This is a genomic window from Lacibacter cauensis (assembly GCF_007830055.1).
Classification (GTDB): Bacteria; Bacteroidota; Bacteroidia; order Chitinophagales; family Chitinophagaceae; genus Lacibacter; species Lacibacter cauensis.
Map to the genome: position 1 here is coordinate 549,429 of NZ_VLLE01000004.1, position 14,979 is coordinate 564,407.

At 41.6% G+C, this 14,979-nt stretch carries 10 protein-coding genes; 3 read left to right on the forward strand and 7 right to left on the reverse strand.

What is annotated here, in order from left to right; all coding sequences use genetic code 11:
• Window positions 1–19: 19 nt before the first annotated feature.
• The 3 genes from IQ13_RS12515 to uppS form a co-directional block, all read right to left on the reverse strand.
• Window positions 20–535 (reverse strand): OmpH/Skp family outer membrane protein, encoded by a 516-nt coding sequence (locus IQ13_RS12515; protein ID WP_144886715.1) that lies wholly within the window; start codon window positions 533–535, stop codon window positions 20–22.
• A 44-nt stretch (window positions 536–579) separates the two neighbouring features.
• A complete protein-coding gene (locus tag IQ13_RS12520) occupies window positions 580–3,315 on the reverse strand; it encodes a BamA/OMP85 family outer membrane protein (RefSeq protein ID WP_144886716.1) in 2,736 nt (911 codons plus the stop codon).
• 175 nt (window positions 3,316–3,490) lie between these two features.
• A complete protein-coding gene (uppS, locus tag IQ13_RS12525) occupies window positions 3,491–4,255 on the reverse strand; it encodes an undecaprenyl pyrophosphate synthase (protein WP_144886717.1) in 765 nt (254 codons plus the stop codon).
• Between the two features lie 128 nt (window positions 4,256–4,383).
• Here uppS and IQ13_RS12530 point away from each other — a divergent pair, with 128 nt between their 5' ends.
• The 3 genes from IQ13_RS12530 (at window position 4,384) to IQ13_RS12540 (ending at window position 8,227) form a co-directional block, all read left to right on the forward strand.
• Window positions 4,384–5,904 carry a DUF2271 domain-containing protein gene (locus IQ13_RS12530; RefSeq protein WP_144886718.1) on the forward strand — a complete coding sequence of 507 codons (1,521 nt, stop codon included), beginning with the start codon at window positions 4,384–4,386 and terminating at the stop codon, window positions 5,902–5,904.
• Window positions 5,891–6,514, forward strand: a complete 624-nt coding sequence (locus tag IQ13_RS12535) for a PepSY-associated TM helix domain-containing protein (protein ID WP_144886719.1) — start codon at window positions 5,891–5,893, stop codon at window positions 6,512–6,514. Before IQ13_RS12530 ends, IQ13_RS12535 begins: the two co-directional genes overlap by 14 nt.
• A gap of 459 nt (window positions 6,515–6,973) precedes the next feature.
• Window positions 6,974–8,227 carry a hypothetical protein gene (locus IQ13_RS12540; RefSeq protein ID WP_144886720.1) on the forward strand — a complete coding sequence of 418 codons (1,254 nt, stop codon included), beginning with the start codon at window positions 6,974–6,976 and terminating at the stop codon, window positions 8,225–8,227.
• Between the two features lie 85 nt (window positions 8,228–8,312).
• Here IQ13_RS12540 and IQ13_RS12545 read toward each other — a convergent pair whose 3' ends face one another.
• The 4 genes from IQ13_RS12545 to IQ13_RS12560 are packed head-to-tail and all read right to left on the reverse strand — an operon-like array spanning window position 8,313 to window position 14,977.
• Window positions 8,313–9,491 (reverse strand): SusE domain-containing protein, encoded by a 1,179-nt coding sequence (locus IQ13_RS12545; protein WP_144886721.1) that lies wholly within the window; start codon window positions 9,489–9,491, stop codon window positions 8,313–8,315.
• A gap of 11 nt (window positions 9,492–9,502) precedes the next feature.
• Window positions 9,503–10,315 (reverse strand): SusE domain-containing protein, encoded by an 813-nt coding sequence (locus IQ13_RS12550; protein ID WP_158637387.1) that lies wholly within the window; start codon window positions 10,313–10,315, stop codon window positions 9,503–9,505.
• Window positions 10,316–10,360: 45 nt separating this feature from the next.
• Window positions 10,361–11,977: a RagB/SusD family nutrient uptake outer membrane protein gene (locus IQ13_RS12555; RefSeq protein ID WP_144886723.1), complete on the reverse strand. Its 1,617-nt coding sequence runs from the start codon at window positions 11,975–11,977 to the stop codon at window positions 10,361–10,363.
• Window positions 11,978–11,995: 18 nt separating this feature from the next.
• A complete protein-coding gene (locus IQ13_RS12560; protein ID WP_242009538.1) occupies window positions 11,996–14,977 on the reverse strand; it encodes a SusC/RagA family TonB-linked outer membrane protein in 2,982 nt (993 codons plus the stop codon).
• Between the last annotated feature and the right edge of the window lie 2 nt (window positions 14,978–14,979).

Sequence of the window (14,979 nt, forward strand, 5' to 3'; positions counted from 1 at the left end):
GTGTGCACATGGGTTTTTATTAAAGTTTAACACCCAGTATTTTCAGCACATCGTCGCTTTTGTCCAGTTTAGGGTCGGCAAATATAACGGTAATTCCTTCACTTTTGTCCAAAATAAAGTCGTATAATCTTTCCGTTGCCAAACGTTGTACAGCGTTGTAAACCTTATCCTGTATGGGTTTCACCAGTTCCTGTTTCTTGCGGAAGTAGTCTCCTTCAAAACCAAAGCGTCGACGTTGCAAATCTCTTACCTGCTTTTCTTTATTGAAAATTTCATCTTCTCTCTTTTTCAATAATTCCGGTGTAAGCATTACCCTTTCTGTTTCCAGCTGGCGATACATTTTATCCAGGTCGGCCTGCATCAGATCAATTTCTTTTTGCCATGCATCCGCCATTTCTTCCAGCTTTTTATTGGCATCCTTATACTCCGGTATTTTATCGAGGATGTATTTGGTATCAATAATAGCATAACGCTGTGCGTTTGCACTAAAAGCAGTAAACGTAAATACGAGTGCGGCAAAAAGGATCTTTTTCATACAATTGTTTTTATACATGATGTATTCTGTAAGCCGGAAGTTGTTTATTCCGGTTCAAAGCCAAGCATAAAGGTAAAGCGTGTAAGATCTCTGAATCTTGCACCGGGGAATGTACGGTCGAAACCAACACCATAATCAAACCCTAACAAACCAAACATTGGCAGGAAGAAACGCATACCTAAGCCCGCACTACGACGTAATTTAAACGGATTGTAATCCTTTACATCGTACCAACCGTTTGCTGCTTCGAAAAATGCCAAACCAAAAATGGTACTGCTTGGATTGGTGCTTAACGGATAACGCAGCTCCATTGTGTATTTATTAAAGATGGTAAAGAACCTGTTGGCAGATGTTTGGTTGGAGTTATTAATTCTTGGATTTGAATTGTCGTACACGGGGTAACCTCTGTGTGCTATAATGTCGAAACCAATAATACCAAAGTTGTTCTGCATACCTGCATCACCCACCTGGAAACGTTCAAATGGCGACAAATCAATGTCTTTATTATAACGTCCCAGGAAACCAAACTTAGCAGCTGCCTTCAATACAAATTGGCGGTTCTTTTCTGCACCTGCAGGTTTACCGATCGGAATAAACCATTCGTAATTCATGCGCCATTTGTGGTATTCTACCAGGCGATATTTTTCTGCCGGGTCGGTGTACTTGCTTACATCACGGAACAAACTCCATGGTGGTGTAAATGTTCCTGTTAATGAGAAAGTAGAACCGGAGCGTGGGAATGTTGGTTGATCCACACTCGAACGGATCAACTGCACACGCAGGTTAAAGTTGTTAGAGTTACCGTTCCTGATTTCTGGGAAAAGCTGGTACTCTTTTAATTTATACTTGGTATAGTTTAACGAGAAAATAAGGTTGAAGAAATCATCGGGCCACTTCAATTGTTTACCCAACGATACTGTTGCACCAAATGTACTCAGGTACTGATTGTTTGCACGTGAGCGTAACGGTAATCCTGTTAACGGATCAAATGCATTGGATAGTTTTGTTCTGAACAGACTAAGGGTAAGATTATTTCTTTTCTTACCGCCTAACCAGGGTTCGCTGAACGAGAAGTTTTGTGAACTAAACGAAGGACCGTTTGATTGTACACGTAATGAAAGTCGCTGACCATCGCCCGATGGTAAAGGCTTCCACGAATCCTTCTTTAAAATATTTTTAGTAGAGAAGTTATTGAAGGTGATACCCAAAGTACCGGTAAGACCAATGTAACCACCCCAACCTGCGCTTAACTCTAACTGATCGCTTGATTTTTCTTCAAGTGAATAGTTGATATCTACCGTACCATCATCCGGGTTGGGAACCGGGTTCGGGTTAATTTTTTCCGGGTTAAAATAGTTCAACGCACTCAGTTCCCTGATAGAACGGATCATATCGCTTCTGCTGAATTTCTCACCGGGAACAGTACGCAGTTCACGACGGATAACATAATCTTTTGTTTTGTCGTTGCCGGTAATGTTTACTGTACGGATCGTTGCCTGCGGACCTTCAGATAAACGAATCTCGTAATCGATAGTATCGTTGTATACTCTTGTTTCAATCGGCTCCACACGGAAGAACAGGTAACCATCATCCATATACAAACCGCTGATGTCTCCACCTTCCTGCGACATTTGCTTGCCCAGCTTTGTATTCAATGTTTCAAGGTTATAAATATCACCCTTCTGAATGCCGAGGATATTACTGAGCGTTGAATCGGTATACTTGGTATTACCTCTCCAGGTAATGTTGCCGAAGTAATACTGGCGACCCTCATCTACTTTAATTTCAACCAGCAGGTTGCCTTTTTTATTATAGTAAGTTGTATCCTTTACAATAGTCGCATCACGATACCCGAGCGAGTTATAATAGTTGAGTAACTTCTCCTTGTCTTCTACATATTTGTTCTGGTTAAACTTCGCAGCTGAGAATTTCAAGCGGAACCAGGGATCAACAAAATCTCTCACTTTCGACAGCGACATAAAGCCCCAGTCTTTCATAAACTGCTTAAACGTGATGGTATCTTTACCGCCATAAATCGGGTTGTCAGCTTCGGGGTGTAGGGTTAAACGTAATTTTTCCTTTGTGCCCTTAAGTTGCTTCTTCAGCTTAAGATCTGATACAACCGTATTGCCCGAAATAAACACCTCTTCAATTTTTACTTTCTTTCCTTTATTGATATTGAATGTAAGATCAAGGAAGTTGGGGTTCACTGCATTTTTTGCTTCAGTAATCTTTACCGTTACCTGGCGGAAACCTTTTTCGGTATAAAACTTTTCAATGCGTTCGATACTTGTTAACCGCAGGTTTTCGGTAATTACTTTATTGGGGGTAAGTCCTACTTTTTCTTTCAGTTCATCTTCTTCGCCTTTTTTAATGCCTTTGAAAAAGAAGTTGCCGAGTCGAGAACGTTCGGTTACACTTATTTCGATGTAGATATCCTTACCATCTACACGGGTAATATAAATGGCCGCATCATCGAAATATTGTTGTTTCCAAATGGATGCAATGGCCTTACTGAAAAGATCGCCACCGGGCAAGAATACCTTATCGCCAACTGCAATGCCGGTAATGGATACCAGTAAAGCGGAGTCGAATGTTCGGGAACCTGATACAGTAATGCCAGCAATAATATATTCTTTAGGAACCCTTGAGTTCATAATCGCTTCCAGTTCCGGATCTACAGCAACAGGTTTCGTTGTGTCGGTTTGCTGAGCAGACAGATTAATGGTAAAGCCAATGCAAAGCAGAAGAAGCAGTGATAATTTTCTATTCAAACGCATCAAAAAATTCAGTTACGGTTATGTTGTAAGTCGGGTTATAAAAATGCCGCTCTTGCCTGTTGTAGCACAAAACTGCCATGCAGCATTTACTACGACTGATAACATCATCGGCCGGGCGGCAAAATAGTTGGTTTTGCTGAAACTCTTTGTTAAAATGCCTGTCTTCAAAGGTATCTTAGGATTGCGTTAAGGGTTCGTTTTTAACCTGGTCGCCTGTTTTACCAAATCGTCTTTCCCTGCTCTGGAAGTCGAGAATTGCTTCGTACAGATTCTCTTTCCGGAAATCGGGCCAGCGTACATTGGTAAAATACAATTCGGCATAAGCCAGTTGGTATAACAAAAAGTTACTGATGCGGTATTCACCACTGGTACGTATCATCAACTCCGGATCGGGAAATTCACGAGTGGTTAAATAATCTTTAATGGTATCCTGGTCTATTTCAAACGGCTCCAGCTTGCCGGCTTTTACATCGGCAGCTATGATTTTAATGGCGTTTACAATTTCCCAGCGGCTGCTGTAGCTTAATGCCATTACCAGGTTAAGACCGGTGTTATCTTTCAAATCGTCTAAACTTGCCTGCAGCTCGTTGCGGGCATATTCGGGCAGCATATTGGTATCGCCAATAACATGCAGCTTAATATTGTTCTTATGCAGGGTTGCTGTTTCTTTCCGGATGGTATCTACCAGTAACTCCATTAACCCAGTAACCTCTTCAATGGGGCGATCCCAGTTTTCGGTACTGAAGGCGTAAAGGGTGAGATATTTTACACCCAGTTCGGCACAACCTTCTACAATATTGCGCACACTTTCCACGCCGTGGAAGTGCCCGTAGAGGCGATCCTGGCCCTGCTCTTTTGCCCAACGGCCATTCCCATCCATAATAATGGCAATGTGTTGTGGCAGACGCTCCAAATCCAGTTTATCCCGAAGGGAAGACATAACCTTTAAAAATTAAGGGCACGAAGGTAATGAAAATAAGGGCTGAGCGGGTTTTAACCAAGGTATTTGCAGAAAAAGACCGGCAGCCGAACGGTTTTTTCTAAAAGCTGTCGTCTAAAACAATCAAATTGCAACAAGTTTTAACCCGCAACAATCGTTTTTATTTTATGAACCGTGTATTAGCATTTCTTTTTCTATTTGTCGTTCTTTTAGCCGGCGATGGTTTTTCCAACCCCGCAAACCCAAACAACCAGGTTTCCTATATTTCCCGTTACGAAAATGTACTGGGCACATCAATGGAAATCAAGATCACCTCCGTTTCTGATAAACAAGCTGCACTGGCTGAAAAGGCAGCACTGGCAGAAATTAACCGCCTCAACAAAATTCTTAGTGGTTACAATGTTAACAGTGAGTTCAGCCAATGGATGCGTACACATAACAAAGCTGTTCCTGTTTCGAAAGACCTGTTTACTATACTCAATCTTTTTGATACATGGCGTAAACAAAGTAATGGTGCTCTCGATGCAGCAGCAGAACTTATTAGCCAGGTTTGGAAGCAATCGGCCCTCATCCAGCAGCTGCCTGCGCAGGAACAGCTGGCGGCCAGCGTTGCCTTGGTACAACAACAACATTGGGTGCTCGATGCGCAAAAGCAAACAGCTACACATCTTACCAACGTACCATTAAAGCTTAACTCTTTTGCCAAAAGCTATATCATTCAATCGGCAGCCAATGCGGCCATGCGTGTTACCGGTATTAACGGTTTAATTGTAAACATCGGCGGCGATATGGTTGTTGCCGGCACTGTAAACGAAACAGTACTGGTGAGCAATCCAACTGCCAATACAGAAAATGATGCCCCCATCGATCAACTGCAAATAACCAATAAAGCGGTAGCAACAAGCGGCAACTATCGCCGGGGAGAGCTCATCAATGGTGTTTGGTATTCACACATTGTAGATCCCCGTACAGGCACGCCTGCTTCAGCAATCGTTAGTGCAACAGTAGTGGCCCCATCGGCAACAGATGCCGGCGCATTAGCTACGGCTTTTAATGTATTAACCGTTGAAGAATGCAAAAGACTTGCTGCTTCGGTTAAGGATGCTGACTATTTACTGATTACGCAAAACGGCGAACGTATTGAAAGTGCAAACTGGAAACACTTACAGCTTGAAACACCTGCTGTTATACATCAAAGTGATTGGAAGAATGCAATCAACATTTCGCTTGAACTGAAACAGCAGGAAGGATTTGCAAAACGTCCGTTTGCTGCAATTTGGATAGAAGACAAAGAAGGCAATGTGGTAAAGACGCTTGCACTCTGGTACAATAAACCAAAATGGTTGCGTGACTTACGTTCGTGGTACCGTAAGAACGGAAGCGCATACACTGCCGACCCAGCTGCATTTGCCTCTGTTACCGGTGCTACACGCTCGGCCGGTAAATACAGTTTTAAATGGGATGGCACAGATACAAAAGGTAATAGTGTAAAACAGGATGTGTATACTGTATATATTGAAGTTGTGCGTGAACATGGTGGATACGATTTATTAAAACAGGAAATGGATTGCAGTAAAAAAGCTCAGCAGTTTACGTTGAAAGGAAATGCTGAAATAACAGAAGTGATGGTGAACTATGGAAAGAAATAACAGCACGAAACGCAACCTGGTTTTACGGCGCAACGTTGCACAGGTATCGAGATGGTTGCATATTTATTTGTCGATGGTAAGCTTTGTTATTGTACTGTTTTTTTCGGTAACAGGTCTTACGCTAAACCATGCTGATTATTTTGCAGGCCAAGTAAAAACAACAACAGAAAAAGGCAAACTGAATACAACTTGGGTAAACACAACCGACACCTTGCATATTGCAAAGCTTGAAGTAGTAGAATACCTGCGCAAAACCAATAACATTAAAGGCGAATTGAGTGAATTCAGGATTGATGATGCAGAATGCAGTGTTTCGTTTAGAGGACCTGGTTATAGTGCCGATGTGTTTATTGATCGTGCAACCGGCGCCTACGAACTGTCGCTGATGCGTGCAGGTGCTGTTGGTATTTTAAACGATCTGCATAAGGGAAGAGACAGTGGTAAAGCATGGGCATGGGTTATTGATGTATCGGCAATACTGATGACGCTGGTATCACTAACCGGTCTTATTCTTATCCTCTACATTAAACGTAAACGTATAAGTGGTTTAACGTGGGCAGTAATTGGTTTGCTGTTGAGTTGGCTGGTGTATGCGTTGTGGGTGAAATAAACAGTGATGAAATTTATAGAAAAAGCCGATGCAAATGCATCGGCTTTTTCTATTAGCCATAATATGTAATACAGCGTTATATCAAAATCACATCATTATGTGGTGTAAAAATTTCTTCTTCTGGCAGTATGAAATTTGATTGTAAAAAAGTTCAATTGTTGTTTTACAATACACGCTTTCATACCATTAAACACTCCGTTTGTACATTAAACATTCGTTTAAAAAACAACTGCCCGCATTTTTACAAAAAAACACCTGCTCCACAAACCTGAAACTATACAGTGCTTCTGCAGACATTGTATGCTAAACGGGTATAACAACAGACTGTTTTTCTATTTATATGCCTGTGTTCTGTAGCAAACTTGCTTTCAGTACATGCTGCGCAATTACACAATGAGTATGCATAAATAATTATATGCAGGCTAAACCCTTTCATCATCATTAAAACATGTTCGACAAATGAAAATCATTTCACCCTTTATCATCGCCTGTTTGCTAACCTTCTTTCAAACCGGATGTTCAAAAAAGCCCGCAACTATCCAGGAACCTGCAGAAACACCGGGAGAAGTAACAGCGGTTGGTGTGGCCGATAACACAAACCCTTCAACCAAAATCATTGGTGCTTCCGGAGGAACTGTAAGCAGTAACGACGGCAAAATATCAATCGCCATTCCACAAGGAGCATTAAACAGCGACCAGACCATCAGTATTCAACGCATCAGCAATACCAATCCAATGGGTTTGCACAACGGCTACCGTATAACTCCACACAACATTGTATTTACAAAACCCGTTACTATTACATTCCGCTATACCGAAAAAGATGTTGTTGGCACCGTACCCGAAGCATTCGGAATTGCCTATCAAAACAACGAAGGTGTATGGAAAGCCATTAACAGCACAACCGTAAACAAAAACCTGATGTTGGTTTCGGTAGAAACCACACATTTCTCTGACTGGACATTCTTTAAAAGTTTTGAACTAACGTCGAGCGCTGCTGTATTACCGGTAAACGGAGTTGCCCAGCTGGAGTTAATTTCCGATGCTAATTTTTTGCTGGCCGCACTCGAAAAAGCAGAACGCCCTATTGGAAAACGCCAGAATATGACGGCGTTATTTATTAAAGGTTGGTCGCTGGCCGGAGCAGGTAAACTTTCGCCCAATCAACAGAAAGCAACGTACACAGCACCGGCAACTGTTCCATCATCACCAAACCCCGTTGCAATAAGCGTGAATATTGACCTTAACCAAAGAGGGAAATTTGTAGTGCTGACACATATAAAAATTTCCAACGACGGCGAAATTTCAGTTCGTGTTGGAGGTGGTGATTGGTTTACACAGGAAGCTTCGCCGGCAGTAAAACTTGCCGACAATTATTACATTCTGGCCGACAGTGACGGTGATGAGAAAGGAAGATACATTACTGTACGCTGGCAGGGTGCAGGCAACGGAACATTTGCGTACAAATCGCCCTTGGTAAATATCGGTACTCATGTGCAGTATCTGATAACAGGTGGGCCCAACTACAATTGCGCCTATACTACACCTGCCAATGAGTTTGTTGCAAGCGGTGGCGGTGTTACCATTACCAGCTTAGGTGAAACCGATGGTTTTGTAACAGGGACATTTGTCATTACGCCATCGGGAACAGGCGATTTTTTAAGTGCAGGTCCAACAGTGGAAGGCAAATTCAGAGTGCGTAAAAGTTGGTGATGATGTATTTCTGCAACTTAAAGTACAAACGAAACGCCCGTTACAAATTGTAACGGGCGTTTCGTTTGTATGCAGTTTGTATTGTTTACTGCTTAACTACCGTGTAAATATTGTTGAACAGATTTACCGATACTTTGTAGTTGCCTGATGCTGCGGGGCCAGGGAAATTATCGCTGGCTTCGGGTGCAAACGTACCACCCGCTGCTGCACCGGCAGCTGTTTTGTTAGCAATAGCATATTTACCCCAATTGCCATTTCCGTTAGGCAGAATAAGATATTCGCCACCGCCCTTCATAGCAACCGTTAAATCATACTCTGTAGAGTTGCGACGGGTAAAGGCCGTACCTGCAGGCATTGGTCCGCCATTAGGATTAGTCCAGTCAGGAATAGTTGAAAAAGCATTACCTACAATCCACATGTTAGCAGGCGTACCATACTGTTGTGTAAACGGTTCTACTTTGAATTTACCTTTCTGGAAGTCGAGTGTTATTTTATACAATCCTGCACTTGCCGGTCCTTTAAAGTTATCGGGCAGGTTGTAACCAAAATCGCCGCCGTTTTCTACACCGGTCAATCCTTTATTGGCAATGGAATATTTGTTGCTCCATGCACCTTGGTTTTCGGGAAGAATTAAATACTCGCCATTTGCTTTTAAATCAAACACACCACCAAATGTTGTTTCATCGATTCGTGAAAAACTTTGCGGTATTGTATTAGAGCTCGGATTGATCGGGTTGCTCCAATCGCCTTGTGTGGCACTACCAACAATCCACAATTTGCTGTCGTAAGGCAATACAACTTTCGGAGGAATTTTATACGGCGTTGCTTTGATCTTAAGAACATTTGAGTACTTCAGTTCGTTGTTGTTACCGTAAGAAGCAGTAACACGTACATCCAGATCGTATGCCTTGTTAAACTCGAAACCCCATGCCAGCATTACTGCATTCAGATCTTTTGCAATAATTGAATCGGTTAACTTACCAATTACTGTACGTGTATAAGCACGGGTGAAATTTTTACTTGCAGAATCGATCTCGATCACAAACTTATACAGCTTTGGATCCTGTGCATATTTTGGATCGGTCCAGTTTAGTATTAATGAATACTTAGATGAATCAGCAGGTATTGGTGCTACAGTTGTGGACACGGCTGACAATGTAGTTGCCACACCTTCGCCATAAAAAGGCAGTTTATCGGCTTTTTCACAGGCAGTAAAACCTGTTACCAACAGCAGCCCAATCATTAGTTTATTGAAATATTTCATACTTGCGTTTTTTAAAGTTTAACTACAGAGAAAATACCTAACTGAAAATCGACTGTAATTTTATAATTACCTGGTGATGGCGGACCAGGGAAACCAGGATCAGCATCACGCTTTTCCAGTTCGCCACCTGCCCATGTACCACCGGGAAGCATATGGTATTGTGAGCCCCAATCGCCTTGTGTTTGAATAAGCTTGTAATTACCTCCGCTCGGCATGTTTACAGTAAGCTCATACTTTGTTGTAGAAATACGTGTAAACTGTTGTGTTGTGCTGAAGGGTGCAGGCAATGGATTTTGCCAGCTCGAAGCAAACGCATCGCCTGTTGCCCATAAAGTACCATTAGCAGGAACTTCTACCTTTGGAGGCGGCGGGAAAGGACTCGCTGTAAACGTAATGATGTCTGACTGCAGAGGAACCGCATCTGTGCCAACACCAAGGCTTGAGGTAATCCGTGCCTGGAAAGTGTACGAACGACGTGGATCGAGTTGCAAACGCATGGTGTTACCCAGTATGTTGTTCAATTCTCCAACGGTGTATGTTTTAGATAAATCGTTGGTAAAAATTGCCTGGTATTTCTTTGAACTATTAAAGTTTGCACCAAGCGTATCTATCTCAAGCTTATATTTCACATCATGCGAGCTTATACCTGTTGTAAACTTGTAGTTGGGATTGGTCCAGGAAAAACGTATTGCTACATTATTTTCTTCTCCTGCCTGTAAGCGAACTGCAGTTGAACTACCGGTTAAGACCGGCCTTGTTCCATCCATTAAATAATTTTTGTTCTCAATTTTTTCGCATGCACCCAAAGAAAAAATCAGAAGCATAGCGAACAGTTGATAAATCAATTTCATAAACCAAAGATTTTATTATTAATAACCTGGGTTTTGTTTCAGATTCGGGTTAACCGCCAATTGCTTTGAAGGAATTGGAAGAATTTTACGGTTCACATCAAAAGCAGTTCCGTTGCGAACACCACCTTTCCATGGCCATAAATAGTTAGCTTCTGCATATCGGCCGTACCTGATCAGGTCCATTCTTCGGAAACCTTCCCAGTATAACTCTCTTGCCCTTTCATCAAGTACGTAATCCAATGTATAAAAGCCTAACGGAGCTGCAGTAACCTGTGCACGTGTGCGCAAAGCATTCAGGTATATCAAAGCTTGTGATTCAGAACCGCCAGTGCCGCCACGTTTTACAGCTTCAGCATAGATCAAATACATCTCAGCTAACCTTGAAACCGGTATGTCGATGTCTGCAAAAGTTCTGTTTGGATCATTACCATAACCACCACTTCTTGTTCGGTTACGATACTTGGTTGTTGGATAGCCATACTGATAATCAAAGAAATCGTTCATACTTTCAGTTTGAGAATCCGTGTACCATAAAGAACGCTTATCGCCCGCACCGGTTACGTCGGGGAAAAGCTGTGGTATTTTTTCCGTTGCACGCATTGCTCCCCATCCGCCAAGACCGCCCAGCTGAACTAATGGTTGACGATCACCTGAGGCGGTTCCGTTAATAATAAATGTTGCGCCACCATAGCTTTGAGATTTTACGCCATCATAATTTAACGTCCAGATTGCTTCAGTATTTCCAATGTGGTTGTCGGCAAGGAAAAGCCATTGATAATTTGGCATCAGTGTATAACCAGCATCAATTACCTTTTTAGAATTGGCAACAGCTTCGGTGTAATAAGGCGTAAAATCTGTAATTGCAGGCTGAGCCAATGATAAATAGACTGAAGCGTTTAAACTCATACGAGCTCTTAATGCCCATGCAATTGCTTTGTCTGCACGACCATATTCATTTGCTCTGGGAGCGGGTAAATCTGCTTCAATTGCTTTCAACTCATCGTCAATCCATTTGTACAAGTCTGCTCGCTTAATTTGAGGAGGAGTAAATGTTCCAAATGGATCGTTTTCGGTAACAAAGCCTGGATTGCCAAATAAATCCATCAGCGCCCAATACATATAAGCCCGCACAAACCGCACCTCGGCCCGCATTGTTTTTATTTCATTTGCATTAATACCTCTGGCATTTATTTTTTCTGGAGTACTTTCTCTCAAAAATTCATTTGCGAAAGTTATCACCAACATACAGCGTCCATACATTCCTTCAACTAAGGGATTGTCGGCACCCCACCTGTTAAACTGAATATCGTACAAGCCAGGATCTGCCCACTTCCATTTTGCCATATCTGTACTCATATCTTGTATAGTCCAGTAGTTACGGAAGAAGTCGGAGAAACCTTCGTCAACGCCTTTCACGTCACCGTTTCCAAATCCACCAGTTGCAGGTGCATTTTGAGAAGTTAATACCATACTTCCATAAACCCTTGCTAATACTCTTTTGTAACCTGCAAGATCCTTATATGCATCTTCGGAGGTTAGAGTGTTAGCTGGAAAACGATCCAGCTTTTTTACGCAGGCTGTAAGCATGCTTACAGCAAGCATTACCATTACTATTTTTATTCCGGAATATTTCATAATACTTTTTTTTCAGGCTTAGAAATCAAGGTTTAATCCCAACACATAAGTTCGTGGGCGAGGATAAATATTATTATCCATGCCTCCGGCAATTTCAGGATCAATCCCCTTGTATTTTGTTATAACAAACACATTCTGAATATTAGCTGTTATCCTGAGGTTTGTATTCTTACCTATTCTACCTGCATCATAACCGAAGTTGATGTTGTCAAGTCTGATAAATGATCCATTTTGGATATAATAGTCTGAAAGCTCCTGTTTGTTAATGAACCCTGTTTGGGAATAGTCACGATGCATATTTTGTGGCCCGGCACCTATCGAAGCCTGATTAAGTACACCATACTGCATTGCTACATTGTTGTATATATAATTTCCGATGTTGCCACGCAATACAAATCCTGCATTAAGTTTTTTATAGGTAACAGAAGAGCTTACACCAAAATAAACGGGCGCATCGGATGGCTTAAATACCCGGAGATCTTTTTCATTAATCAAACCATCACGATTTAAATCTTCATACAGACCTTCAATAGGCTTGTTATTCTGATCATAAATCTGCTGATACATATAAAACGATGCTGGTCTGTAACCAAGAGCTTCAATTTGAGCTACACCACCTACGCTTCCGCTGATGTTTGTAATTCTGTTACCAACAAAATTCGGATCATCGTTAATTAAAAGCCTTGTTATCTTAGGATTTGCATAAGTGACATTGAAACCAAAATCCCATTGAGTAGTCTCATTTTTTATAGGTATAAAATTCATTGTAACTTCTACACCTTTGCTTTCAATTGTTCCAACATTCGTTAACAGGCTATTTGCAAAGTTGGCACCCAATGGGATAGGAACGATACTAACCAGATCTTTTGTGTTCCGTGAAAAAACTTCCAGAATACCTGTTATTCGGTTATTATAAAATCCATATTCAATGGCTGCATTAATGTTTCTTGTTGTTTCCCATCTAATATTTGGATCATACTCAACAGGGCCTAATCTGTTATAAAAGGTGCTCCCCAACTGATATAAGCCATTATTATTTGATTGATTATACACTGCCAGGTAAGGGTACAAACCTGGAATATCCTGCTGGCCCGTAATACCATATCCAAGGCGAAGCTTCAAATCCGAAACAACCTGCGAATTTTTCAAAAAGTTCTCTTCGTTAATACGCCATGCTAAAGCAGCGGAAGGGAAATAACCCCATCTGTTTGCTTTCGAAAATCTTGATGAACCATCTGCACGACCGTTTAATGTGATAATATATTTGTTCGCAAGGCTATAAGTTAAACGACCATAGTATGAGAGCATAGTATACCCATCATCACCATTAATATCATCCGAATTATTACTCAGGAAAGTAGGTGCAGGTCCGTTTGGAGATCCGTCGAAATAGCTATTCTGATAGTTGAAGTTGTAATAAAAATACTCCTGCATACCATGACCTGCCGTAAAATCAATCCTGCTTTTTATTGATTTGATTTCCCTTACATAATTCAAATAAAAATCGTAAAGATTGTTTCTGCGTTCGAGGTACGATCTGTTTCTGTAACCGCCTTTACCACCAATGCTTGGATATGCTGCTGCAGCGCTATCTGTTTTAACGAAATTGCCTCGCTCGTTGGCAAACTCTGTACCCAAGTTAAGGTTCGCCCTTAAACCTTTTACGAAAGGAATAGAATAATCAAATTGAATATTTCCAATGAAACGATTTTGCTCACGTCTGTGATCTCTCATATAAAGTAAAGCGAGAGGATTTCTGTTGGAGTTGCTGGCAGGACGGCCATCGCTTGTAAGCCACTCAAAATATCCTCCATAGCGATTACTGTTTGTCCGAATAGTCTGCGTTGGATCGAATGTAACAGCATTTCCAATTGCACCAAAGTCCGCATCAGCATTTACTGTTTGCGCAACCTTCATATTAAGGTCAACTTTGAGGTTGTCTTTAAAAAATCTGGGGCTTAGATTTAATGCGCCTGAATATCGTTTGAAATTATCAGTACGTAAAATGCCATCCTGATTCAAAAATCCTCCGGAAACACGAAATGGCACTTTTCCGTTAATTATTGCACCACTAGCACTTAAATTATAATCCTGACCAAATGCTGGATGATAAATTTCATCCTGCCAGTTAGTATTATTCTTGCCGAGCAAGTTTGCGACAGATGCAAGAGAAGGTTTAGACTGGAGAACGCTGGTAAACTCTTGAGCGTTCATCATGTCTACATTTTTAATTGCGTTTTGTAAAAATCCTTGTGCACTGAAATTAAAGCGCACCTTCCCTTTTTTACCTTTTTTAGTCGTAATAATGATAACGCCATTAGAAGCACGTGAACCATAAATTGCAGCTGCAGAAGGATCTTTTAGCAAAGTGAATGATTCAATATCGTTCGGATTAATTAGGCTTAGTGCATTACCATTGTCAACAGGCAATCCATCAATTACAACTAAAGGATCGTTGCTGGCACGCAAGGATGCGCCACCACGTATACGAATACGGCTTCCGCTACCCGCAGCGCCATTATTCGAAGTGATTTGTACGCCCGCAACCTTTCCTGAAATAAGTTGTTCAGGTGTTTGTATGGCTCCTTTTACAAAATCTTTGGCACTAACAGTCGCTATGGCACCTGTCAGATCCTTTTTACGTTGCGTACCATAACCCACCACCACCACTTCGTTGAGTGTGCCGGAGGCAGCAGTTAAAGAAATAGATAAATCTAATTGGCTGCCAACAGTTACTTCGTAATTGTTGTAACCAACAGAAGAAATTACCAATACAGCATTGGCATCGTTTACAACAAGGCGGAAGCTACCTGTAGCATCGGTTGTAGTACCGGTGTTGGTACCTTTTACAGTAACAGAAGCATTGGGAACAGGTGTTCCATCTTTACTGTCGGTTACTTTACCCGTTACAGTTTTACCTTGTGCAATCACATTCATTGCTACGACCAGCAGGGCTACCACAAGCATCCCGAACCTGGCAAGCAGACGATTAAGGGTCATAA